Below are 22505 nucleotides of genomic sequence, written 5' to 3'. Positions count from 1 at the left end.
CAGGGCGGCGGCCTGCCGTCTCGCCGTCCCGTTCCGGTTCGCCCGCCGCCGTCCGGTGCGGCGCCTTCCGGAGTCCGGAGCGCCGATCTGGCGCTCGCGGGTGCGGGCCCGGCTCTCCGCCGGAACGGACGAGGGCCCGCCGCGCGCCTCGCCGGGTGGGCCGGGCCACCGGTCTGCGCGCGAACCGGCGGCAGGGCGCCTCCGCTTCCGCCGCCGCGCGTGCGTGCGGCACCGGCGCCGGCACCCGCCCGCCGGCCGGGCGATCGCGGTCCCTCCGAGGGCCCCGACGCCTCCCCCGGGCCGATGCGGGGAGCACGCGCTCCGGCGGTGCGTTCCAGAGCGCACCGCCGGAGCGCGCCCTCCCCCTCCCCGGTCAGGCGTCCCGGGCGCGCAGCTCCGCGTACCCGGCGATCAGGGCGGCGGCCGCCCAGCCGAGCACGGTGAACGCGTTCACCGGGCCGTCGTGCGGCGCGGTGTAGAAGCCGGCGTCGCCGGAGGCGTAGAGCTCGATGCCGGCGAAGCCGGGGAAGGCCGCGGCGAGGTCGCCGAGCCACTCCGTCCCGCTGAGCTGGAGCACCATCGGTATCCCCAGCAGGAGCAGCAGCCCCGTCCCGATGGTCGCCGCGGTGCCGCGCAGCGCGGTGCCGAGCCCGACCGCCATCGCCGCGAACAGCGCCATGCACGCGCCCGCACCGAGCACCGTGCGGACCGCGTACCCCGGATCCAGCGGCACCCCGCCGCCGAGCACCAGCCGCAGCGCCCCGATGCCGAGCGCGGTCACCGCCGTGCCCATGGCGAACGCGAACCCGGCGGTGACCGCGGTGCGCGCGGCCAGCAGCCGGCCGCGGCGCGGGACCGCCAGCAGCGCGGCGGCGCTCCCGCCGCTGCCGTACTCGCCGGTGGCGATCAGCGCGGCCAGGGTGAGGACGACGAACTGCAGCAGGTAGAAGACGCCCTGCGAGGTGAGCCGGGCGTAGGAGAACCCGCTCGCGGAGGCCGGGTCGTCGGCGAGCCGGTCCGCCGCGGAGACCCCCATCAGGACCGCGAACACGGCCATGGCCGCGGCGCCGATGCCCAGGCACCACCAGGTGGCGCGGAGGGAGGCCAGCCTGGTCCACTCCATGGCCGCGGCCCGGGCGAACTCGCCCCGGGCCGTCCGGATGCGCTGCACCGCCGCCATCACCCCTCCTCCTGCCCGCCGCGCCCGGCGGCGTACTCCACACCGGCGCCGGTGAGTTCGAGGTAGGCCTGCTCCAGCGAGGCCTCCTCCCGGTGGAGGCCGTGCAGGCGCACCCCGGCCTCGTGCGCGGCGTCCCCGACCGCCTCGGCCGCCGCCCCGTGCACCACCAGCCCGCCGTCGGCGGGTTCGACCCCGGCCCCGTCCCGGCGCAACCGCTCGGCCAGCCGCCCGGGGTCGGGGGTGCGCACCAGGACCCGGCTGCGCGTCCATGCCGCGACCAGCTCGGACAGCGGCGCGTCGGCGACCAGCCGGCCGCCCGCCACCACCACGAGCCGGTCGGCGACCAGCTGCATCTCGCTCATCAGGTGGCTGGAGACGAAGACCGTCCGGCCCTCGTCGGCGAGGGCGCGGACCAGGCGGCGCACCCAGAGCACCCCGTCCATGTCCAGCCCGTTGACCGGCTCGTCGAAGAGGAGGATCCCGGGGTCGCCGAGGAGTGCGGCGGCGATGCCCAGCCGCTGCCGCATCCCGAGCGAGAACCCGCCGACCCGGCGGCCGGCGGCCCCGGCCAGCCCGACCTCCTCCAGCACTTCCGCGACCCGCCGCCGCGGCATCCCGCTTCCCCGGGCGAGCGCCAGCAGGTGGGCGCGGGCGCTCCGCCCGGGGTGCGCCGCCCCTCCGTCGAGCAGCGCCCCGACCTCCCGCGCCGGCCGGGGAAGGTCGGCGTACCGGACCCCGTTCACCAGCGCCTCGCCGGCCGTGGGCCGGTCCAGCCCGAGCAGCACCCGCATCGTCGTCGACTTCCCCGACCCGTTCGGGCCGAGGAACCCGGTCACCGCCCCGGGCTGCACCTCGAAGGTCAGCCCGTCGACGGCCGTCACCCCGCCATAGCTCTTCGTCAATCCGCGTACCGTGAGCACACCGGCTCCGTCCTCGTCCTGGGATGTTCCGCCCCAGAAGCTAGGCCCGCGCCCCGGCCCGGCACATCGCCTCTCCGGACCCGTCCCGCTATGCCGGAGTGCATAGCGCCCCCGCCCGCACCGCCCGACGGGCATGGCCCGGCTCACCCCGATAAACCGGTCAGAACCCGCTCCGCACCGTGGTAGAGTCTTACTCGTCCTCAGGGAGACGGGAAGTCGCCCGGGGGACGACAACAGAAGAATCTGCACTCGTAGCTCAATGGATAGAGCATCTGACTACGGATCAGAAGGTTGGGGGTTCGAGTCCTCCCGAGTGCGCCGCCTTGAGACAGCGATGATCGAGCCCTGACCTGGAGTGACAGGTCAGGGCTCGGTTGTCTCCCAAGGCCATGCGGGCGTCCTCCGGCCCGTGGGTGCGAACAGGGTGTCAACTCCTCACTCCCTGACCTGCGACTCCGCACACCCGATCGGGCGCGGACAGGCCAGGAACCCGTTTTGGCCGCCTCGCCTGCGCGTTCTCCTTCATGCACCACCGGCCTCGCCTTCGCTCCAGACGCTCCTCACCGGAACCGCGGCTAGGACGACGCAGTACAGGCAACTTTCTTTCCTCACCGCGATGACGCCCTCAGCCCGGAACCTGCGGAGCCACATGGGACCCGGTGGCATCACGCGAGCTCGAATCCGCTTGACTCGAGAGCGGCGTCCGGCCCCTGGCGAGGTCGACGATAGAGGAGTCCTGGTGGGATTGGCCTTCGTCCGCCAGGTGTTCGATGAGTATGGCGGGGCCAACCGCCAAGGTGGTTCTGACGGATGACCTCATGGCCGGCGAACTTGAAGAGACGTATCAGGGTGTCTCCGATGGTGGCGGGGCGCTTGAGGTAGGCGGCGATCTCTCAGGGAAGTCGTCGAAGCCTCCTGGCCACTCAGGTGATCTCAGCGAGTTTGCTTTTCAAGTTTGCGCAGGACCAGGGCGGCTTTGGTGAGGCCGCCGATCTTCGAGGGGGCTCTTGGTGATGCGACGCAGAGGCCTCCAGCGTCCGGTCGGCAGGGCCATCGCGCGCTCCCCGAGGCCTCGCATAGCGCGTAGCAGCAGGTCGGCGGCCTTGTCGTCGGTGCTGAAGCGCTCGGGATCCACGTCCCCGGGCGTTTGACAGGGATGTGCACGCCGGTGCCGGCGCCTTCATGACCCTGGTCGGCCAGGATGATGGGGCCCTGTTTCGCGGCCTCGCGCAGCAGGGGCGGAACGTACAGGCGGGCGGCGGTGACATCGGAGACCGATCCGGGCTCGGAGTCGCCCGTCCACAGGGGTTCGCCGTCGGCGCCGGCGATGAATCGGATGTTCGCCCCGTGGCGCCTCTTGTGGCCGCTGCACCAGAGGTCGACCCCGTTGTCGCCGGGCCTGCGCTGGGAGCAGCGGTCGGATTCGAAGAGCTTGCCGTCAAGGATCACTCGAGGACGAGTTCCCCGGGGACGTCGAGGATGGCATCATGGGCGGCCGCGTGGAGCCTTTCACGGTAGCCCGGCAGGGATTCGGCACCTCGCCTTCTACCCGGGGCTCCACGACTGTGTCCGGGGAACGGCGATATCCGCCGGTTCATCTGGTCCGCGTGCTGTGCGGTCTTTCATCCCATATCAGAAGTCGCTGAGATCGCCTCAGTCGGACTCGGTCCCTACCCACTCGCTTCAACCATCTAATTAAAGATCAGCATAGAGCTCCTAGGTGCGGAGCGTGGACAGCCAGGCAGTTCCACGGCCGTGAACTTCCACCTGAAGCCTGACCGCACGATCTTCCCCCAGTTTGGCGTTGACATATTCAGAGCCCCCGGCTTCAAGTGCATATTTATAATAAGGACGCCAACTCCCGAGATCATCCCGCATGTAAAGTGCCAGGGTCGCCCCGGTTGTAGTGTTGTTGTTGAAGTAAATATGCTCACCTTTGGCTTCGAATCGAATCGAAGCATGGTATTTGGTATTCCTTAAATATTCGACCCTAACCGATCCACTGACTCCCCCCGCATCTCCGTCGGTGGGACGGCGATCGCACACGGGCCCCCAAGGCGGGTCGACATTATTTTGCGTGCACGGGATGATTGCCGCAGAGGCAGGAGTGCCGGTGAGTGCTGTTGTGAGCACCACTGCAGACGCCATGACGGCAAGTCGGATCTTCACATTCTCCTACTTTCTCGATCTTCAATCCCTGGAGGAAATTTTTCGTTCAGATGCCGACAATAACACCTCCACCGGTCGACGCCTTGTCCGCAACCGGACACCTCGACCTCTTGCCCATAGCAGCACGATCAAGAAGTTCTCGAAAAAACGGGGTTCGCATGTTTCACCAGCGGCGTACGTATGGGCCGCCAAGAGTCCAATGGGATGGGAGTTCGGAGAAGAGGACGACCGTCCAGGCGCGCACCGTCGCTGATACACCGAACATGGGGTCACCGGCGCCGTTGACTCACCGTACGCACATCGACCGGTGGATCGCCGGTGGCCTCCTCCGGCCCCTGCTCGGGCAGGGCAAGCGCCCTTGCTGCATCCGAAGAGGAGACAGAGGAGACCTGGCGCCGCACCCAAGAGACCGTGAATGCCGGCGCCTCCGACTGGTCACCAGAGGAGTCCGGGCGGCGGCGAATTGTCCACTGCAACTACCGCTACCAGCCGGACGCCCCCACAGCCCACCCGATACTGGCGGTAGGCGACTCAGCCGCCGGCAAGTCTCGCAGCCTGCGCCAGGCCCTGACCGCTGTGGTCGGACAGCAGTGGCTGCCCACCCCGCCTGCGGGCACCGACCTGGCCGACCCGGGCCATGAAGGCGCCGGCACCGGCGTGCACATCCCTGTCAAACGCCCCGGGGACGTGGATCCCGAGCGCTTCAGCACCGACGACAAGGCCGCCGACCTGCTACGCGCTATGCGAGGCCTCGGGGAGCGCGCGATGGCCCTGCCGACCGGACGCTGGAGGCCTCTGCGTCGCATCACCAAGAGCCCCCTCGAAGATCGGCGACCTCACCAAAGCCGCCCTGGTCCTGCGCAAACTTGAAAAGCAAACTCGCTGAGATCACCTGACTGTATCCGAATCAGGAAAAACGGTTTCGGAAAAATAGTCGACCGGAGATTTGATTCCCGCAATGGTTCGTGTGTGAAATATATTGTTTCCATAAGTCACTAAAATAGGTGCGGACGGTAGTGCGATGACCCCCGTGCTCCTTCCCGTATCGCGAGCTCGCGAGCCACCAGGCCCTGCAGCTCGCTCGTCGCGACGCAGGACTCAACCCCTGTGGCGGCCTGGTAGCGCGGGTTCGTGAGCGCCCCCTGATCGCAGCAGGGCCAGGCCGATGCGCCGGCCGTCCGTCGGACCAAGTTCGCGCAGGGAGTCGATCCACTCGACGGTCTCCCTGCCGAGCAGCATGTGGTCGGGGAAGACCACCGTGATCGTTCAGGACCAGAGGCCGGGCGACAGCAATCCGGTCGACTCGATCGGCGGCAGCCCGTCATCCAGGTCACGCAGCCGTTGGTAGAGACGGCGCATGTCCGCTTTGCTCTCGACGTATTGCTCCTGTGCGGCCCGCTCCAAGATGGTCACCGTGCTGACCAGGGTGATCGCCCCCACCGGACGACCGCTGCGGCGGAGTCGTTCAAGGCGTCTGATCTCCGAGGTCGCGGTCCGCGCTCCTTGCCCGTCGTCGATGAGCACGGTGACTTCCTCGCCTGTTTCAGCGGCGACGACCGCGTGCGCGATGACCATGATCTCGCCCAGGTCTTTGGGGCGTTTCAGCCGTTCGGCCATGGGTTGGAGGGTGATGCGCTGGACGACGGCCGCGAGTTCGGGGGTCTGGTCGTCGGACAGGATCCGCATCCAGTTCGGGGTCAACTTCCGCCAGAGGTGCTCGGCGGCTCGAAAGCGCTCATCCCGCCGGGACTTGTTGAACACCTCGCTCTGCACGGTCTCCGGAGCACTCAGCTTGCCCAGGACACAGATGAGGAGGCGCTCCTGGTTGACCGAGAGGAAGTTCAGGCCGGGACCGGCGTCGATGATCGGCCGGTGGCTCATCCGTTCCCGCTCGTCTTCACGTCAGAGGGATCAGTGTCGTGGTCGGGTGCCCCGAGGGCCTCGTCCAAGGCCGCGAGGTCCACGTCCGCGTCCGGCAAATCGGCGGGTTCGGCCCATGCCACCGGGTGTTCGGCCGGCACTACGCCGGCCTCCCGCAGCTCCGTTTCCGCCTCCTGCCGGGTGATGCCCCGAAGGGTGGCGATGGCTTGCACGGACAATACGCCTTCGGCGTAGGCGCTGATCGCTCGAGCGAGGAGCCGTTGCGGCGCTCTGCGCCGGGCGGAATCATCCTGCAGGGCGCGGTACTGGTCACTCCAGCCGAACCGCGTGGCCAACCGCGGCGCGGTGAGCGTCCGCCACTCCTGCTTGGTGGCGTCATCGATGTACCCCGCCTGGCACAGTGCGATCGCGGCGATCTTAGGTGAGACCAGGAACCGCTGGACGACCTCGGAGAGCTCGGCCTGGGTCAGCGGCCCCCGTTCTCCGAGGAACTCACGCAGGCCCTCGATCGGGATGAGCAGGTGCCGGGCGAACGCGTCGGCTCGGATCTCTTCGGCGGAACGGTGGCTCCAAGCGCCTGCCGAGCCGTCCTTGACGTCAGCGAAAAGGACATGGCCGAGTTCATGGGCCAGCGTGCTGCGTTGCCGCATCGGATGGCGGGTGCACGCGACGCCGATGAACACGGCGTCGCGTTGGGGGTCCCGCATCATCATGCCGTGCTGGTCCTGGTCCGCTTCGAGTACGGCCACGTCGATGCCTGTGGCCTGCTCGATGATCGCCACGAGGTCGCCCAATGGCTGCACGCCCAGGCTCTGTTCCTGGCGGAACCGTTCGCCGGCAGCACGGCCTTCGGCTTCAGCGCTCACAGTTCTCCGGCTCCGTTTCAGACCGTGGCGGGAATGGCCTGGTCGTCCAGGTAAGCGTCCAGTTCCAGGAAGTCCAGCAGCGCCTGGCGCATGGCGTCCATGTCTGAGCCATTAGTCGCCCGAGCCGCGCACTCCACGCGCTCGGACACGGCCCCGTTCCCGGTGAGCTGGGCGACCGTATGCCCGGTCTCCCACGCGATCGCTACGAGTTCCGGCATCTTCGCCGCCCGGTCCCCGGAGATGATCCGCGACAGGGTGGACTGAGAGATCCCCGTGGCGTCAGCGAGGGCGCGCTGGCTCAGGCCCGCTGCAGCACGGGCGCGTTCGATGCGTACGCCGACATCCGACACTGCCATCGCCATCACCTCGCCACCAGCTTGAATCAGTGTCTGTCAATCTGATTCAAGTATAGCCGTACGCTTCGCGCGACACCACAGTCCGAACAGCCGGATACATCTCGCCAGAGGACAGAGGGCGCAGTCAGGACAGCTCACTCCGACCCGCGGCGACCTTCCATGCCGGGACCAGGGAGCAGCCCCTCGAGGAGGGCCTTCTCCCACAAGGTCAGAGGTGGGTCCCCTCCGAGCCGCTTCGACAGCGCGCAGGCCTGCCTCCGAAGAGGGCTCCTCGGCCGAGGGGATGTTCATCGTTCACCAGTGTTCCCGTGAGCAGACTTTCTGCAGGCGTGCATAGACCCCTGGCCGGCGAAGGCTCCGGCGCCGTCGCTGAGGCTAGGGGTGAAAGATGTCCAGCCAGGCGTGCCGACCATCTGATTGCGTCATGGCAGAGGCACCGCAGGTTCCTCTAGCGGGGGCGGCGACGGGGGCAGAGTTCTGGGCACTGCCTGGCGCCCGTTGATACCAAGCAGAAGATGATGCTCTCGTGGCCTGGGAAGATGCACAACAGGACAGCGCCATCCACAACGCCCCGCAAGAAGGCGTAATGGGGTCAATCGGACTACAGATCAGAAGGATGGGGGTTCGAGTCCTCCCGAGTGCGCCGCCTTGAGACAGCGACAGTTAAGCCCTGACCTGGAGTGACAGGTCAGGGCTTGATTGTTTCCAAGGGGCGCTTCCCCCGCAGGGGCGGCTCCGGGGACGCCTCTCGCCGGGTGGTTTCGGTCACCGGGTGGGAGCGTCGAGGGAGCGCAGGCCTCGGGAGAGGTGGGTGGCGACCGCGAGCACGGCCGCCGCGCAGGCGAAGACGGCCGTGGCCGCGGTGGGGCCGAAGGCCGAGGCCAGCAGGCCCGCGGTGAGGGGGCCGAGCCATTGGAGGGACAGCGCCGCGACGCTCATCGCGCTCTGCACCCGGCCCATCAGCTCATCCGGGACGATCCTCATCTCGTGGGCGGCGAGGACCACGTTGAGCGGCGAGTTGAGGAACATCAGCACGGCGAGGAGCGCGCCGGCCGTCCACGTGCCGGGGACGGAGCCCAGGGCCAGGGCCACCGCCACGATCAGCCAGGACACCGCGATGACCAGCCGCCGCCCGGGGACGCGCCCGGCGATCCGGTTCGACAGCAGCGCTCCGGCGAGCCCGCCGATCGCGCCCGCGGAACTCACCGCGCCCACCAGGGCGGCACTGCCGCCGCGGCCGTCGACCAGCACGATCACCAGCAGCACCAGGCCGGTGTGGCAGGCGGCGACCAGGGAGACCCACAGCGCGGAGAAGCGCAGGTAGGCGTTGCCGCGGATGAACCTCAGGCCGGCGCCGATGCTCGCGAGGACCGGTTCGCGGGGAGCGGCCCCGCCGGGGTCCGGGCCGAGCGGGCGCCGGATGAGCGCCGTGCCGATCACGCTGCCCAGGAACGCCACGGCCTCGATGAGGAACGGCGCCCAGCGCGCGAGGCCGAACAGGAGGCCGCCGAGCGCCGGGCCGACCAGCCTGATCGTCATGGTCCGGGCCTCGTACTGGCCCCACGCGGTCGGCATCTGCTCGGCCGGCACCAGGCGGCGGAGTGCGGCGAGCTGCGCGCCCTGGGTCATCCCGTTGGCCAGGCCCTGGACGAACCCGACCGCGGCGAGGTGGCCGAGGGCGACCTGGTCCGCCATGACGGCGGCCACGACGGTGCCCACCGCCGCGGACTGCACGATCGGTCCGGTGATCATGAGGGCCCGCCGGGAGGAGCGGTCGGCGCAGGCGCCGCCGAACAGCATCGTCGCCAGGCTGCCGACGATGGCGGCGGCCTGGACGGTCCCGGCGCCCGCCACCGAACCGGTGACCGCGAGCACCAGCAGCGGATAAGCGACAAGGGAGAGCGCCGTACCGAAATCGGCGAATGTGTCGCCGATCCACCATCCGGTGTAATCACGATTGCGGAAGAGCAGCCCGCCGGGCCGCTCCCGCCCGGCCGGAGCGGTTCTGGACGCGTCTTCCACGAACCCTCCGGGAGGTCGGCGACCGCTGCTCTCGGAGCTTAGCGGGAGCGGGGCTCGCTCTCACCCGCCCCAGGTAGCGATGGGGGCGGAGGAAATAAATGGAAATGAGGAGTGGTTCTTCGTTTTTCTGGGGTCCGTTCATGGAGTCATCGGGGCCGTTGCGCTGTGGATTTCCGGGGAGTTCCTGTTTTCGGGTCCTCAACGACGACCGGCGGGGCGGTTCGCGCGGGAGCGCTGCGGGAGGCGGGGTGATCAGGGGCCGCGCGGGGCCGTGGCCTTCCATGGCCGGGTGAGCGGCGTCGGCCTTCCCATGGCTCTCCTGCGATCGGACCGCGACGTGGATCTATCGAGAATCGATAAGCACGGCAAAGAGGGGGCGGGGACTCCGCGCAGTCGAGAGGGGGCGGCGCCGGGGGGAGAGGGGCCGGTCCGGCGCCGCCCCGGCGGGTCAGGAGGTGTAGGCGACCAGGCCCATCATCCCGGCCTCGCCGTGGTAGATGTTGTGGCAGTGCACGAGCCACCGGCCCGGGTTGTCGGCGTCGAAGTCCACTTCCGCGGTCTCGCCGGGCAGCACGATCAGCGTGTCCTTGCGCGGCCCCGTGGAACCGACCTGGAACGTGTGGCCGTGCAGGTGCATCGGGTGCCACATCCCGGTGGAGTTGGTGAAGACCACCCGGACCCGCTGGCCCTGCTCCACCGTGAACGCGCCCTCGGTCGGCTTGGCGTGGTCGAACCGGCGGCCGTTGATCGCCCAGTCGTAGGCGGCCATGCCCCCGGTCAGCTCGACCTCGTGCCGGACCTCCGGCTTCCGCTTCTCCAGGCGGACCGAGGGGTCCGCGGTCAGCTCGGTGGAGTGCACGACCTCGCCGTCGAGCTCGTCCGGGCGGACCTTCTCGCCCGGGGCCCTCCCCGAGCCGGTGCGCACCACCGCCAGCGCCGTCTCGTCCTTGCCCTCGGCCAGCGCGACCAGCGGGAAGACGCCGTCGTCCAGGGTCACCAGCACGTCGTAGCGCTCGCCCATGCCGAGCAGCACCGCGTCGACCTCCCGGTGCTCGACCGGGTAGCCGTCGGTGTGCGTGACCGTCATCCGGTGCCCGCCCAGCGCGACGCGGTAGGCGGTGTCGCCCCCGGCGTTGACCAGGCGGATCCGCACCCGCGTGCCGGGCTTGGCGGAGTAGGTCCGCGGATCGGCGGCGGGGCGCCCGTTGATCAGGTGCATCGGGTAGAAGACGTCCCCGGCGTCGCCGCCCAGCAGGTCGCTGGTGGCGCCCATGAGCATGGCGCCCATCCGCATCGGGCCGCCGCCCCCCATGCCGTGCGCGCCGTGGTCCATCCCGCCGCGCACATCCTTGAGCACGTCGTCGGGGGTGCCGTCGACCCCGTCCAGCCAGTCGTCGAGCATCACCGTCCACTCCTCGTCGTAGGAGAGCGGCTCGCGCGGGTCGTCCACGATGATCGGCGCGTACAGGCCCCGGTCGATCTGGGTGCCGGTGTGCGGGTGGAACCAGTGCGTGCCCGGTGTGTCCACGATGAACCGGTAGGTGAAGTCCTTGCCGGCCTGCACCGGGTCCTGGGTGACGTGCGGGACCCCGTCCATGTCGTTGCGCATGGCCAGGCCGTGCCAGTGCACGGAGCTCTCCTCCGGGAGCCGGTTCTCCAGGGTGGCCTCGAGCGTGTCCCCGGCGGTGAGGCGCAGCTCCTTGCCGGGGAGCTCGTCCCCGTATCCCCAGGTCCGGACCGTGCGGCCGCCGAGGTCGAACTCGGTCTCGGCGGCGCGCAGGGTGAACTTCCGGACCTTGCCGGTGCCGGCGCGCTCCTTCTCGACCGCGTCGACGATGGCGTCCGTGGGCTTGACCAGGCCGCCGGAGGAGGCGCCGCTCCGCCCGCAGGCGGCGAGCAGGCCGAGACCGGAGAGGGCGATCCCTCCGCCGATGAACGAGCGGCGGTTGATTTCGGGCATGGCTGAACTGTCCTTCGCTTGGAAAGGGGGGTTGCGGATCGGAATCGGCGGTGTTCGAGCGCCGGGTATTAGATCCGCAGGATCGACAGTTCCGCCAGGTCGGGCGGTGAAGGCGCGGCGGTGCGCGCGGTGCGGGAGGCGGTGGGCGGGGCGGGCGCCGCGTACGGCAGGACCAGCCGGGCCCGGGGCGGCAGCGCGACGTCGACGACGACCTTGGCGCTCTGGCACTTCCCCGCCGCCTGCCCGCAATCGGCCTGGTCGGAGGGGGAGTGGCCGGAGTCGGACCGGTCGGTGCCGGGGTGGGCGCCGCCGTGGCCGGAACCCGGGGCCTCGGCCGCCGCGGCGGTTCCGGCGGGCGCCGCCGACGCGGCCCAGTGCACCATGCCGTGGTGGGCGGTGAGCGCGAGGATCGCGAGCAGCACGGCCGCGAGCACGGCCGCGGACCGCCCGGCGGCGCGCCGGGGCGCTCGCGGGCCCGTCCCGGTCGCCGGCATCGCTCCCCGCCTTCCTCCGCGCCGCGGGGCTCCGCCCGCCCTACTACAGGTGTCGTTCCCAGCCTGCCTCATCCGCGGGGATCCCGCCCCCGGTTCCGCCGTGGAACAGGTCACAGGAGCAGCAGGAATGAGATGTGGTGCAGCTGGATGCAGGTGGAGGCCACACCGCCGGAGGCCACCCCGGTGCCGCCGAGCAGCGCGGGGCCCGCGACCGGGTTCGCCGAGGGGGCATCCCCCAGCAGGGCCTCCACCCGCCGCACGACCTGGAAGTCGGCCAGCGCCGGGTGCCAGGTCGGGTTGGGCCCCGGCGCGGCCAGGGCGACCCGGGCGATGGTCCGGGCGACCAGCACGCGGTCCCCGGTCTTCGCCGCCGCCTCCTCGTCGGCCCAGCGCTCCAGCGCGAACCGGAGCGACCGCCGGGCCGGGGCCAGGGGCGGGAAGACGGCCGCGGCCAGCGCGCCGGCGGCCGCGTAGAGGTGGTGCCGGTGCCGCAGATGGGCCTGCTCGTGCCGGAAGACGACCTGCAGCTGCTCCCGGGGGAGCGCGCGCAGCAGCCCTTTGGAGACGAGGACGCCGCCGCGGCGCCCGGGGACGGCCATGGCCACGGGGTGCTCGTGGTCGGTGACGCCGGTGCCGTGCCGCCGGACCTCGCGGGCACCGCGCCACCAGCGCCCGGCGAGGCGCGCGGTGGACGCCAGCGCCACGGCGATCAGCACCAGGGCGGCCGCCCCGATGTGCGCCGGTACGGGGCCGTGGTCCAGCAGCAGCCGGCCCTTCTCCGTGCCCGCGACCGCCTCGGCGGGGAGGAGGCCTGCGATGAAGGCGGAGGCCACCAGGGCGGAGGTGCTCAGCACGGTCAGCGCGGCCGCGGCGGACACGACCGCCAGCAGCCGGGCCGACCAGGCGGGATGGAGCGGGAGCGGGCGGCGGCCCAGGGCCAGCGCCAGCACCGTCAGCACGGCGGCCGGGAGGAAGGAGAACCAGGTCATGGCTCTTCCGCCCGCTCTCCGTGGTCGTTGAGGACCGAGCGGAGGGCGGCGGCCTCCTCCGCGCTGAGGCCGTGCACGAACTGGTTCAGCACGTCCGAGGGGTCGCTGGCCAGGCGCAGGTGGCCGAACATGCGCTCCGCGGCGAGGCCGGACTCGTCGACGACGAGGCGGTACACGAAGGCGCGGCCGCGCTGGGACCGCTCGACCATCCCCTTGTCGAGCAGGCGGAACAGGACGGTGTTGACCGTGGTGTAGGCGGGGTCGCCGTCCAGCCTCTCGCGCAGCTCGCCGGTGGACAGGAACCCGTCGGTCCCCGCCAGCACCGCCAGAACCTCGGCCTCCAGCTGTCCGAGCCGTCTCCGTGACATCGAATCCTCAAGAATTCCCAGATCGCCCTCTGCGCTGCACCGCGCCACCGCCATTGTCGCCCATCCCGGCCGGGGCGGAGGGGCCGGCGGCGCTCGCCCCGGCCCCCCGTCCGCCCTGTTCCCGGTGGAACGCCTGCGCTCCGCCCGCTCTGCTTCCCGTTCATCTCCTGCCCCGCTCACCGTTTGCCCTGCTCACCGTTTGAAGGCGATGTGCAGGTGGTCCTGGTGGACCGTGTCGGTGAAGGACGCCCCGGCCGGGGTGTTCAGCGCCCAGGGGCCGCCCACTTCGGTGGCGCCGTTCTCCAGCGCGAGCTCCATCAGCGCGCGCACCGGCCCGCCCGGCCCTTCCTTCTCGCGGAGGCGCAGGTCGGAGACGGAGGTGCCGCCGACGGCCCAGATGTCGACGGCGCGCCCCCGGGTGTGGTTGCTCACCGAATCGCTGCCGAAGACGTTCACCGGGTGGCCGCTGGTCAGGACCGCGACCGAGACGGGGTGCTCCGCGGAGAGGTCGAGCATCATCCGGAGCAGCCGCTCGTCGGTCCGCCCGGCCATGACGTCCCAGCGGGAGCTGTCCGGGAGGGTGATCCGGTCGGAGGCGAGGACCTCTCCGGCGGCGCCCCCGGGGGAGGCGGCCGGCGGAGGGGAGCCGTCCGCCCCCTCCCCGGGGGGCGCGCCGCCGGTCGAGGCGATCTCGGTGACGTCCCACGCGCCGTCGCCGCTCCGGCTCAGCCGCACGTCGACGGTGCGGACGGCAGAGGTGAGCTCCTCCCCGCGCAGCAGGGACGTCTCCACCACGGTCATCACCGACGCCCGGTCCCCGGTCAGCCCGCCCAGCGAGGGGTAGACCACCTGGGCCGAGCCGGCCGCGTCCTCGGCGAGCAGGTCGAAGCCGTCCGGGACGGCGGTGCCGTCCCGGCCCGCCGCGCGCAGGCGCTCCCGGGCGGACTCGGGATCGCCCCCGCCCCGCTCGTAGTTGAGCACCGCTTCGAGGAAGCCGACGGCGGCGCGCTTCGCCTGGGCGGCGGGTTCGCCCTCGGCGACCCGGTACGCCGTGGTCTCCGGCAGCTCCGGGGCCTGCGCGCCGGACGGCTCCTCGGCGGCCCCGGCGCCGCACCCGGCCGCCAGCGGGACCGCGGCGAGCGCGGCCAGGGCGCGGCGCAGCGCCCGACCGCCCCCGCCGCGCGGCGGCCGTTCCCCCGGTCCGTTCCCCCGCATCGGTCACCGGCTCCGTTCGAGCAGGTGGCGGCGGGTCATGAGGGCGTGCTCGGGGACGAAGGTCTCGGTGGCGTGCCGGACCATGGCCACGCCTTCCCGCCACCCGTCGCCGAAGCGCGGTTCCGCCTCGCCGAGGGCCTGCCCGAGCAGCCCGGCGATCTCGTCCACCCCGGCCTCCGCGGTGAGCGTGGAGCTGCCGGAGAAGCGCGGGTTGATCTCGAAGACGCGGGGGACCCCGGACCGGTCGACGCAGAGTTGGACGTTGATCGGGCCGTCCGCGTCGAGCGCCTCGGCCGCCTGCGTGCACACCTCGATGACGGCGGTGTCGCGGCGGCTGACGGCGTACCGCGAGGAGCCGTCCTTCAGCACGACCTCCTTGGGCACGACGGCCTGGACCCGGCCGTCCCGCCAGACCACGACGGAGGCGGAGTACTCCGGGCCCTCGACGAGCTCCTGGAGGAGCACCCGGCCGAGGTCGCCGGCCCAGTGGGCGAGGATCTCGTCGAGCTCCGCCTTGTCTCGGGCGACGGAGACGCCGCGGCCGCCGCGCCCGATGCGCGGCTTGACGATCAGCGGGTAGCCGAGTCCGTCGGCGCCGTACACGCCCAGGCGGGTGCGGGGCACGGGCACCCCGACCGCGTCCAGCGTCTCCATCAGCAGCAGCTTGTCCAGGCAGACCGCGACCAGCTGGGGCCTGGGCAGCAGCACCTCGATCCCGGACGCGGCCAGCCCCCACACGGCGAGGAGCTCTTCGTCGACCAGCGGCACCACCGCCTTGACCCCCTCCCGGGCGCAGATGCGCCGGAGCTCGGGGAGGAAGGCGGGGTCGCCGCCGGGCGGGACCACGTGGGCGGAGTCGGCCAGGTAGAGGCCGGGGGCGTCCGGGTCGGAGTCGGCGGCGACGACCCGGTAGCCGCGGTCGCGCAGCCGGGTGATCTTGCCGGCGGTGCCTTCCGCGCCGGCGGCCGTCACCAGGATGCTCGTGGGTTCTTCCGGCATGGGACCGTCCTCCTCGTCGATGCGCGGCGAAGCGGCGCACCCTCCCTTTCTACTACATTGGTAATAGAGTCTTGTCGCAGGTGGCGGGTGCGATCGCCGTCGGCCGCCGAAAACGGCGGCGGACTTATTATTACACTTGTAGTAGCTTGGCGGCATGCCTTCCGCATCGCCTACGGAGACACCTGCGGTGTCGCTGCGCGTCATGGAACTCGACGACGTCCCCACCGCCGTCCGGCTGCACCGGGCCAACCTCCCCAGCGGGTTCTTCGTGGAGCTGGGGGACCGCTTCCTCGCCCGCTACTACCGCACCTTCCTCACCAGCCCCGCCGCGGTGGCGCTGGTCGCGGAGGTCGACGGCCGGCCGGCGGGCTTCCTGGTGGGCTCCACCGACGAGGCGGTCCACCGCCGCCACGTCATGCACTTCAGCCGCTGGGACCTGGCCCGGGCCGGCGTCACCTCGCTGCTGGTCCGCCCCGGGCTGACCGTCCGGTTCATGCGCACCCGCGCCCGGCGCTACCTGAAGGGGATGCGCCGCACCGGCGCCGCGGCCGCCGCCGGCGGAGAGCGGGGCCGGAGCGGGGCCCTGAGCCATATCGCCGTGGACGCCGCCGTGCGGCGCGGCGGCGTGGGGGCGGCGCTGGTGACCGGGTTCGCCGGCATCGCCAGGGTGCACGGGGTGGAGTGGCTGCACCTCTACACCGGCCACGGCAACGAGGCCGCCCAGCGCTTCTACGGGCGCCTGGGGTGGGAGGCCCAGCCCGTGCAGTACGACATCGACGGCAAGCCCTGGGTTCCGTTCCTCCTCCGGCTGTGACCCCGGGCGGGGCGGGGGCGGCTCTGGTTTCGCCGGATCCGCCTGCTTTCGGGGGATTGACGCGCCGTCATCGCGAAATTACCGTCACGTAAATTACCGGCCGGAAACACCGGTCGGTAACCCCCGCTACGGAGGTAGACGCATGCCTCGCATATCCCCCAGACCCATCGGTGTCCTCCTCGGCGCCCTGGCGCTGACCGGGCTCGCGGCGAGCCCGGCGGCCGCGGCCCAGGGGGCGATGGACGGCTCGATCACGGCCGAGGGCCAGGCCTGCACCTGGACCGACGCCGTCACCAGCGACCAGGCCCCCAACACCCTGACCGTCGACCGCGCGTCCCTCAACGCCAACCTGTCCTGCGCCGGCGGGACCACGGCGGTCCTCAACAACGACCCGACCGTCTCCTTCGACGACGCCGCCGGCACCATCACCGCGGACGTGCTGGACATCTCCGTGACGATGGTCGGCGTCACCTGCCGCTACCAGGCGACCGACATGTCGGCGCAGCGCGACGGCGACACCCGCACCTACAACGCCTCGGTGAGCATCCCGCTGCACGAGGGCGGCTTCCTCTGCCCCGACCCGGCGAACGTGGACGCGGGCTTCACCTTCCGCTGATCCCGTTCCGAGTCCCTTCCGATGACGGTGGTCCCCGCCCCGGTGCGGGCCTGAACGATCACCGAGGGTGGTGGGATCGCGGCGCTCGGGGTCCGCCCCGGCGGTTCCATCACCTCTCCCGGCCGGCTCCCTCCCGGCCACCCCTTTCCCGGGCGGCGGCCCTCCGCCCGCTCCGCCCCGGTGGCCGCCCTGCAGTGCCTCCCGCCGGGGCCGGTGGCCCGGCCGGCCGCGGAGCCCCCGGGGTCAGGGCGGCGGCGCCTGCCGCAGCCCCCGGAGGAGCAGCTCGATCAGCCGGCGGGGGTCGTAGTCCGGATCGTCGCCGCGGCCGATGCAGAGGTTGCCGATACCGCGCATCAGCTCGACGGCGCCGGTGTCGGCGCTGATCTCGCCGGCCTCGGCCGCCGCGTCGAGCAGCCGGGCGCAGACGGGGACCAGGCGCTCCAGGAAGTAGGCGTGCAGCGCCTCGAAACCGCTGCCGTCCGACCGCAGCGCACCGGCGAGCCCGTGCTTGGTGACCAGGAAGTCGACGAAGAGGTCGATCCACCGGCGGAGCGCGGTGAAGGGGGAGTCGGCCTCGGCCAGCAGCCTCGGGCCGGCTTCGGCGCAGGCCTCGACCTGGTGCCGGTAGACGGCGACCACCAGGTCGGCCCTGGTCGGGAAGTGGCGGTAGATCGTGCCCAGCCCGACGCCGGCCCTGGCCGCGATCTCCCGGACCGGGGCGTCGACCCCGGAGTCGACGAAGACCTCGGCGGCGGCGGCGAGCAGGGTCCGCTGGTTGCGCAGTGCGTCGGCCCGCCTGCTGCGGGCGGGCGCCTTCCCGGGCTGGTCTGCGGCGGCCACCGCGTGCTCCTTCCGATCGGTCGTTGACAAAACGGAACACCGTTCCATATTGTTCCGGAACAACGCTCCGCTTTGCTCGGAGGCGGCGCGGAGCGCCCCCCGTCCGCCTGCCCTCCCCCGGTCCGCCGGAGGAGACCGCAGCCGGACCTCTCCGGAAAGGGAAGCACACATCATGAGCGAATCGACTCGGGCGCCCGCCCCCGTCCTGACGGTCGGCCCGGTGGTCTCGGCGGTCCCCGGGCGCGCGGTGGACCTGCAGCTGAAGGTCTCCGTACCGGTGAGCGGGGACGGGCTGCCGATCATCCTGCTCTCGCACGGCCAGGGCCCGTCGAACCACATCTCCTCGCTGCGGGGCTACGCGCCGCTCGCCGACTTCTGGGCGGCGCACGGCTTCGCGGTCATCCAGCCGACCCACCTGAGCTCGGCGGCGCTGGACCTGGCGGACACCGGCGACCCCGAGGCGCCGATGTACTGGCGGTCGAGGGCCCGCGACATGACGCTCATCCTGGACCGCCTCGACGAGATCGAGGCCGCCGTCCCGGGGCTCGCCGGCCGCCTGGACCGGAGCAGGGTCGCGGTGGCCGGGCACTCGATGGGCGGGCACACCGCGAGCCTGCTGCTGGGCGCGCGGGCCACCGACCCGCACAGCGGCGCGCAGGAGGACCTGGCCGACCCCCGGATCGGCGCGGGCGTGCTGCTCGCCGCACCGGGCCGGGGCGGCGACGCCCTCACCCGGGACGCGGCCCGGAACTACCCCTTCCTCTCGGCCATCGACTTCTCCGGGATGGCGCAGCCCGCGCTCGTGGTCGCCGGGGAGAAGGACGCGTCCGCCCACCTGACGGTCCGGGGAGCGGACTGGCACACCGACCCCTACCGGCTCTCTCCCGGGCCCAAGACCCTGCTCACCCTGTTCGGCGCCGAGCACGGGCTCGGCGGGGTCGCCGGATACGACCTCGCCGAGACCACCGATGAGGACCCGGTCCGGGTCGCCGCCGTCCAGCGGCTCACCGCGGCCTACCTCCGGAGCCGGCTCTACCCCGGGGACCCCGCCTGGCGGGCGGAGCGGGACGCGCTGACCGCCGGACCCGAACCGCTCGGACGGGTCGAGTCCAAGTAGCGGGCACCGCCGCCCCGGGCGCCCCGGGGCGCCCGGGGCGGGCCCGCGTACCATGCCGGTGTGCGCATCCTGCTGATCGAGGACGACCCCCGGATCGCGGAGACCGTCCGGCGCGGGCTGGCCGCCGAGGGCATCTCCGCCGACACCGAGGCCGACGGTGTGGACGGGCTGTGGGCCGCCACCGAGCGCACCTGCTACGACGCCGTGGTCCTGGACATCATGCTCCCCGGGATGAACGGCTACAAGGTGCTGGAGGGGATGCGCGAGCGCGAGGTGTGGACGCCCGTCCTCATGCTCACCGCCAAGGACGGCGAGTACGACGAGGCCGACGCCTTCGACCTGGGCGCGGACGACTACCTCACCAAGCCGTTCTCCTTCGTGGTGCTGGCCGCGCGGCTGCGCGCGCTGGCGCGCCGGGGCGACGCGGTGCGCCCCGCGGTGCTGACCGCGGGCGACCTGGCCATGGACCCGGCCCGGCGGCGGGTGTCGCGCGGCTCCCGGGAGATCCCGCTGACGCCCCGGGAGTACGCGCTGCTGGAGTTCCTCATGCGCCGCGCCGGCGCGGTCGCCTCGAAGGCCGACATCCTGGACAACGTCTGGGACCCCGAGTACGGCGGCGACGGCAACGTCGTGGAGGTGTACATCCGCTACCTGCGCAAGAAGATCGACGAGCCGTTCGGCCGCGGCGCGGTGCGGACCGTGCGCGGGGCCGGCTACCTGCTCGACCCGCAGGGCGGCTGAGGTGGCCGGGGCCGCGGCGCGCGGCGGGGTCCGCCGCCGGCTGGTGCTGCTCTCCGTCCTGGTGACCGGGGCCGCGCTCCTCGCGGGCTCGGTCGGCGGCGTACTGGTGCTGAACGAGGCGCTGAACCGCTCCGCCCACACCGCGCTGGCGTCGGCCGCCGCCCAGATCGAGGACGGCCTCGGGGCCGGCGAGCCGAAGTGGAAGCCTCCCCGGAAGGTCGATCTGGCGCAGCTCCGCGGCCCCGGCGGCCGGACCGTCATGGGCTGCGGCAGCCCCGCATCCGACTGCGCGGCCCCCTCGGCGGACCTCTCCGCCGGCCCGCTGGGCGGACCGCCGCCCGCGCCCGGCGAGACGGTGGAGGGCCGCACGCCCGGCGGCCTGTTCGTGCTGGCCCGGGGGGTCCGCTTCGACGGCGCCGACCACGTCGTGGTGGTCGGCGTCTCCTCCCGGCCGGCCGACGTCGCGCTGCGCACCGCGGTCCTCCTCATCGCCGCGGCCCTCCCGCTGATGCTGCTCCTGGTGGCCGCCGCCGCGCACGCCCTGGCCGGCCGGACCCTGGCCCCGGTGGAGCGGATCCGCGAGCGGGTCGCCTCCATCGGGGAGGGCGGCGACCTGTCCCGGCGGGTGCCCGAGCCCGGCGGCGGCGACGAGATCTCCCGCCTCGCCACCACGATGAACGCCATGCTCGCCCGGTTGGAGGCCGCCCAGCGCAACCAGCGGCGCTTCGTCGCCGACGCCGGGCACGAGCTGCGCAGCCCGCTCACCACCGTCACCGGGATCCTGGAGCTGGCCCGGCGGGACGGCGGCCGCCTCGACCCCGGCTCCCTGCGCACCGCCGACGAGGAGCTGGGGCGGATCCGGGTGCTCGTGAACGACCTGCTGCTGCTCGCCCGCACCGACGAGAGCGGCCTGGGGCTGCGGCGCGAGGAGGTGGACCTGGACGACGTCCTGGACGGCGAGCGGCTGCGGCTGCGCGCGGCGGCCGGCCCGGACGTGGAGGTGGAGGCGGTCCTGGAGCCGGTGAAGGTGGTCGGCGACCGGGACGCGCTGGTGCGGCTGGCGCGGAACCTGGCGGACAACGCCGTGCGGCACGCGCGGCGGCGGGTGGTGCTGGCGGTGCGCGCGGAAGGGGAGGACGCGGTCGCGGAGGTCGCCGACGACGGGCCGGGGGTGCCCGAGGAGGACCGGGTCCGGGTGTTCGAGCGGTTCGTGCGGCTGGACTCGGCCCGCGGGCGGGGGTCCGGCGGGGCCGGGCTGGGGCTGGCGATCGTCGCCGGGATCGCCCGGGAGCACGGGGGGAGCGCGGAGGTCGCCGGCGCCCCGGAGGGAGGCGCACTCTTCCGGGTGCGCCTCCCCCGGGCCTGACGCCGGCCCGTGCCGGGCGGGCGGTGCGGCCGCGGGTGACCGGAGGGGACGAGGGGAAGGAGCCCGCGGCCGCCGCCGGGACACCGCCCGCCCGGGGGCCGGCGTCAGGCCGGGCGCCGTCAGCAGTCGTCGCCGGAGGAACCGCTGCCGCCGGACTCGCCGCCGGAGCCCTCGGCCTCGTCGGAGGGGTTCTGCACGTCCTGCACCGCGGGCTCCGGCGGGGCCTCCGGGGCGGCGGTGGCCGCGTAGGCGGTCCCGGCCGCGCCCGCCCCGAGGGGGAGGACGATCAGCGCGGCCAGGGCCAGCTTCTTCTTCAGATCCATACCGCTCCTTACTGCAGCCGCCGGTGTCCCTCACCGGCGGCTCCCACCGTGGAGCACGGCCGCTGAGATCCCTCTGAGCGCTTCTCAGCGGGCTCTCAGCCGCCGTCCCCCAGAGTGGTGCGCGGGCCTGGCGGAGCGCTCCGGCGGGCCCCGGGCGTCCCGGGCGGGTCAGGGGCCGTTCAGGATGTAGGGGTGGACCCGGCGGGTCGGGTCGAACGGGTAGAACCAGGCGTCGACCCCGCCGGCCCCGTCCGGGTCGGCGGCGTAGAGCCACTCGTAGTCGGTGTCGGTGTAGACCCGGTCGGCGAAGATCTCCAGGGCCCGGGTGACCTCGTCGGTGAGCAGGCCGTACAGGTCCAGTACGGTCTCGGCCTCCTCCAGCAGGAGGTTGAGCGCCAGCTCCTCGGCGGTGCAGCTCGGCTCGGGGGCGCCGCCGCCGGTGAACCGGCCGGTCATCGCCACCGCGGTGACCAGGAAGCGGCGGGCGAAGGACGCGTCGTAGCAGTGCGCGAACCCCTCCGGGAGCCGGTCCAGCTGGAGCAGGACGGCCTCGCAGTCCACCCCGGTGGCCTCCTCCGAGCCGAGGATCTCGAGGTCGTGGAAGAGCTCGTCGAGGAAGGTGTCGGTGCCGTGGACCAGGGCGCCCGCGGCCAGTTCGGCCGCCTCCCGGCCGACCGGGGAGCCCTCCTCGCCGGAGTGGCCGAACCACTCCGGGCCGAACGCGGCCAGCGCCGGGGCGAGCGCCCGGATCCGCTCCGCCATCTTCGCGGTGAGCTCCGGGGACGGGCCGGGGAGCAGCGCCGCGGGGTCCTCGCCGGAGGCCTGGGCGTGCCGGGCCCGGCGGGCGCCGATGTCCTCCGGCGGCGCGTCCGGCCCCTCGGCCGCGGCCAGGCTCTCCCGGGCCAGGTCCTCCTGGAGCTGCACCTCGCAGCTGTGCAGGCGCCACTCCTCGAGCGCCGCCGTGTGCCGGAGCAGGTCCTCGCAGAGCAGCCGGACGGCCTCCTCGGCCGGTTCCAGGGCGGGCGCCTCGACGCCCACCGTGAGCAGCGCCCCGCCCGGTCGGAGCGCCACGACGAAGTCCTCGACCAGCACCTGCAGCCCGCCGGGGCCCTCCATGCCCTCGGACCGGGCCAGTGCGCCGGTCAGCAGCGACATGGCCCCTTCCCGCTGGAGCGGGTCCATCTGGAAGAGCTCCGGCGGGCTCTGCAGGTCGGCGGTGACGGTGTACCTCACCCGTTCATCCTGCCCCACGCCGCGCCCCTCCGCCAT

The 22505-nt window shown here is 72.6% G+C and carries 23 protein-coding genes and 1 tRNA gene; 6 read left to right on the top strand and 18 right to left on the bottom strand.

The genetic code is table 11. The features are described 5' to 3' along the window. Positions 1-373: 373 nt before the first annotated feature. Both J0910_RS01315 and J0910_RS01310 read right to left on the bottom strand, forming a co-directional pair. Entirely contained in the window at positions 374-1180 is an 807-nt protein-coding gene (locus tag J0910_RS01315; protein ID WP_420156674.1) for an ABC transporter permease, read from the bottom strand. Continuing rightward, on the bottom strand, positions 1180-2100 hold the full coding sequence (locus J0910_RS01310) for an ATP-binding cassette domain-containing protein (protein ID WP_420156673.1): 921 nt from the start codon (positions 2098-2100) through the stop codon (positions 1180-1182). The genes J0910_RS01315 and J0910_RS01310 overlap by 1 nt, the downstream gene beginning before the upstream one ends. Before the next feature lie 245 nt (positions 2101-2345). Here J0910_RS01310 and J0910_RS01305 point away from each other — a divergent pair. Next, a tRNA-Arg gene (locus J0910_RS01305) sits at positions 2346-2418 on the top strand. 347 nt (positions 2419-2765) lie between these two features. On the opposite strand, the gene J0910_RS01300 is transcribed toward J0910_RS01305, so the two are convergent. From J0910_RS01300 to J0910_RS01240, 13 genes are all read right to left on the bottom strand, one after another. Further along, complete coding sequence (locus J0910_RS01300; RefSeq protein ID WP_420161857.1) at positions 2766-2945, bottom strand: hypothetical protein; 180 nt, start codon at positions 2943-2945, stop codon at positions 2766-2768. A gap of 88 nt (positions 2946-3033) precedes the next feature. Next, positions 3034-3549, bottom strand: a complete 516-nt coding sequence (locus tag J0910_RS01295) for a hypothetical protein (RefSeq protein WP_420156672.1) — start codon at positions 3547-3549, stop codon at positions 3034-3036. Positions 3550-3816: 267 nt separating this feature from the next. Then, positions 3817-4269 carry a hypothetical protein gene (locus J0910_RS01290; protein WP_420156671.1) on the bottom strand — a complete coding sequence of 151 codons (453 nt, stop codon included), beginning with the start codon at positions 4267-4269 and terminating at the stop codon, positions 3817-3819. Positions 4270-5535: 1266 nt separating this feature from the next. Further along, positions 5536-6150: a PIN domain-containing protein gene (locus tag J0910_RS01285; RefSeq protein ID WP_420156670.1), complete on the bottom strand. Its 615-nt coding sequence runs from the start codon at positions 6148-6150 to the stop codon at positions 5536-5538. Continuing rightward, a complete protein-coding gene (locus tag J0910_RS01280) occupies positions 6147-7016 on the bottom strand; it encodes an ImmA/IrrE family metallo-endopeptidase (RefSeq protein WP_420156669.1) in 870 nt (289 codons plus the stop codon). Before J0910_RS01280 ends, J0910_RS01285 begins: the two co-directional genes overlap by 4 nt. A 17-nt stretch (positions 7017-7033) precedes the next feature. Further along, positions 7034-7372 carry a helix-turn-helix domain-containing protein gene (locus J0910_RS01275; protein ID WP_420156668.1) on the bottom strand — a complete coding sequence of 113 codons (339 nt, stop codon included), beginning with the start codon at positions 7370-7372 and terminating at the stop codon, positions 7034-7036. A 765-nt stretch (positions 7373-8137) separates the two neighbouring features. After that, positions 8138-9394 (bottom strand): MFS transporter, encoded by a 1257-nt coding sequence (locus tag J0910_RS01270; protein WP_420156667.1) that lies wholly within the window; start codon positions 9392-9394, stop codon positions 8138-8140. Positions 9395-9842: 448 nt separating this feature from the next. Then, positions 9843-11354 carry a multicopper oxidase family protein gene (locus J0910_RS01265; protein WP_420156666.1) on the bottom strand — a complete coding sequence of 504 codons (1512 nt, stop codon included), beginning with the start codon at positions 11352-11354 and terminating at the stop codon, positions 9843-9845. A gap of 68 nt (positions 11355-11422) precedes the next feature. After that, positions 11423-11848 (bottom strand): DUF6153 family protein, encoded by a 426-nt coding sequence (locus J0910_RS01260; protein WP_420156665.1) that lies wholly within the window; start codon positions 11846-11848, stop codon positions 11423-11425. A gap of 110 nt (positions 11849-11958) precedes the next feature. Next, a complete protein-coding gene (locus J0910_RS01255) occupies positions 11959-12837 on the bottom strand; it encodes a M56 family metallopeptidase (RefSeq protein WP_420156664.1) in 879 nt (292 codons plus the stop codon). Then, positions 12834-13205 (bottom strand): BlaI/MecI/CopY family transcriptional regulator, encoded by a 372-nt coding sequence (locus J0910_RS01250; RefSeq protein ID WP_017595903.1) that lies wholly within the window; start codon positions 13203-13205, stop codon positions 12834-12836. Before J0910_RS01250 ends, J0910_RS01255 begins: the two co-directional genes overlap by 4 nt. 192 nt (positions 13206-13397) lie before the next feature. Beyond that, complete coding sequence (locus tag J0910_RS01245; protein ID WP_420156663.1) at positions 13398-14420, bottom strand: hypothetical protein; 1023 nt, start codon at positions 14418-14420, stop codon at positions 13398-13400. A 3-nt stretch (positions 14421-14423) separates the two neighbouring features. Further along, a complete protein-coding gene (locus J0910_RS01240; protein WP_420156662.1) occupies positions 14424-15419 on the bottom strand; it encodes an ATP-grasp domain-containing protein in 996 nt (331 codons plus the stop codon). Between the two features lie 154 nt (positions 15420-15573). Between J0910_RS01240 and J0910_RS01235 the strand changes: the two genes are divergently transcribed. Together J0910_RS01235 and J0910_RS01230 are read left to right on the top strand one after the other, a co-directional pair. Then, positions 15574-16233, top strand: coding sequence for a GNAT family N-acetyltransferase (locus tag J0910_RS01235; protein WP_420156661.1), 660 nt, complete (start codon positions 15574-15576; stop codon positions 16231-16233). A 142-nt stretch (positions 16234-16375) separates the two neighbouring features. Then, positions 16376-16849 (top strand): hypothetical protein, encoded by a 474-nt coding sequence (locus J0910_RS01230; protein WP_420156660.1) that lies wholly within the window; start codon positions 16376-16378, stop codon positions 16847-16849. Between the two features lie 243 nt (positions 16850-17092). Here the strand turns inward: J0910_RS01230 and J0910_RS01225 are convergent, their stop codons facing one another. Beyond that, positions 17093-17689, bottom strand: coding sequence for a TetR/AcrR family transcriptional regulator (locus J0910_RS01225; protein ID WP_420156659.1), 597 nt, complete (start codon positions 17687-17689; stop codon positions 17093-17095). A gap of 172 nt (positions 17690-17861) precedes the next feature. Between J0910_RS01225 and J0910_RS01220 the strand changes: the two genes are divergently transcribed. The 3 genes from J0910_RS01220 to J0910_RS01210 are packed head-to-tail and all read left to right on the top strand — an operon-like array spanning position 17862 to position 20913. After that, positions 17862-18806, top strand: a complete 945-nt coding sequence (locus J0910_RS01220) for an alpha/beta hydrolase family protein (RefSeq protein ID WP_420156658.1) — start codon at positions 17862-17864, stop codon at positions 18804-18806. 60 nt (positions 18807-18866) lie between these two features. Then, positions 18867-19547, top strand: a complete 681-nt coding sequence (locus J0910_RS01215) for a response regulator (RefSeq protein WP_420156657.1) — start codon at positions 18867-18869, stop codon at positions 19545-19547. Between the two features lies 1 nt (position 19548). Beyond that, positions 19549-20913 carry a HAMP domain-containing sensor histidine kinase gene (locus J0910_RS01210; protein WP_420156656.1) on the top strand — a complete coding sequence of 455 codons (1365 nt, stop codon included), beginning with the start codon at positions 19549-19551 and terminating at the stop codon, positions 20911-20913. A gap of 119 nt (positions 20914-21032) precedes the next feature. Here the strand turns inward: J0910_RS01210 and J0910_RS01205 are convergent, their stop codons facing one another. After that, complete coding sequence (locus tag J0910_RS01205) at positions 21033-21236, bottom strand: hypothetical protein (protein WP_420156655.1); 204 nt, start codon at positions 21234-21236, stop codon at positions 21033-21035. Between the two features lie 168 nt (positions 21237-21404). Further along, entirely contained in the window at positions 21405-22469 is a 1065-nt protein-coding gene (locus J0910_RS01200) for a hypothetical protein (protein WP_420156654.1), read from the bottom strand. Positions 22470-22505 lie beyond the last annotated feature (36 nt).

The organism is Nocardiopsis oceanisediminis, assembly GCF_048595525.1.
Lineage (GTDB): Bacteria > Actinomycetota > Actinomycetes > Streptosporangiales > Streptosporangiaceae > Nocardiopsis_A > Nocardiopsis_A oceanisediminis.
The sequence above is the reverse complement of the archived record's forward strand: the minus strand, read 5'-3'. Positions and strand labels throughout refer to the sequence as shown.

Bases quoted from the DNA above. Each gene is read 5' to 3' on its own strand.
- J0910_RS01260 (WP_420156665.1), bottom strand. From the start codon at position 11,848: ATGCCGGCGACCGGGACGGGCCCGCGAGCGCCCCGGCGCGCCGCCGGG.
- J0910_RS01250 (WP_017595903.1), bottom strand. From the start codon at position 13,205: ATGTCACGGAGACGGCTCGGACAGCTGGAGGCCGAGGTTCTGGCGGTG.
- J0910_RS01275 (WP_420156668.1), bottom strand. From the start codon at position 7,372: ATGGCAGTGTCGGATGTCGGCGTACGCATCGAACGCGCCCGTGCTGCA.
- J0910_RS01315 (WP_420156674.1), bottom strand. From the start codon at position 1,180: ATGGCGGCGGTGCAGCGCATCCGGACGGCCCGGGGCGAGTTCGCCCGG.
- J0910_RS01220 (WP_420156658.1), top strand. From the start codon at position 17,862: ATGAGCGAATCGACTCGGGCGCCCGCCCCCGTCCTGACGGTCGGCCCG.
- J0910_RS01240 (WP_420156662.1), bottom strand. From the start codon at position 15,419: ATGCCGGAAGAACCCACGAGCATCCTGGTGACGGCCGCCGGCGCGGAA.
- J0910_RS01205 (WP_420156655.1), bottom strand. From the start codon at position 21,236: ATGGATCTGAAGAAGAAGCTGGCCCTGGCCGCGCTGATCGTCCTCCCC.
- J0910_RS01265 (WP_420156666.1), bottom strand. From the start codon at position 11,354: ATGCCCGAAATCAACCGCCGCTCGTTCATCGGCGGAGGGATCGCCCTC.
- J0910_RS01255 (WP_420156664.1), bottom strand. From the start codon at position 12,837: ATGACCTGGTTCTCCTTCCTCCCGGCCGCCGTGCTGACGGTGCTGGCG.
- J0910_RS01230 (WP_420156660.1), top strand. From the start codon at position 16,376: ATGCCTCGCATATCCCCCAGACCCATCGGTGTCCTCCTCGGCGCCCTG.
- J0910_RS01245 (WP_420156663.1), bottom strand. From the start codon at position 14,420: ATGCGGGGGAACGGACCGGGGGAACGGCCGCCGCGCGGCGGGGGCGGT.
- J0910_RS01285 (WP_420156670.1), bottom strand. From the start codon at position 6,150: ATGAGCCACCGGCCGATCATCGACGCCGGTCCCGGCCTGAACTTCCTC.
- J0910_RS01235 (WP_420156661.1), top strand. From the start codon at position 15,574: ATGCCTTCCGCATCGCCTACGGAGACACCTGCGGTGTCGCTGCGCGTC.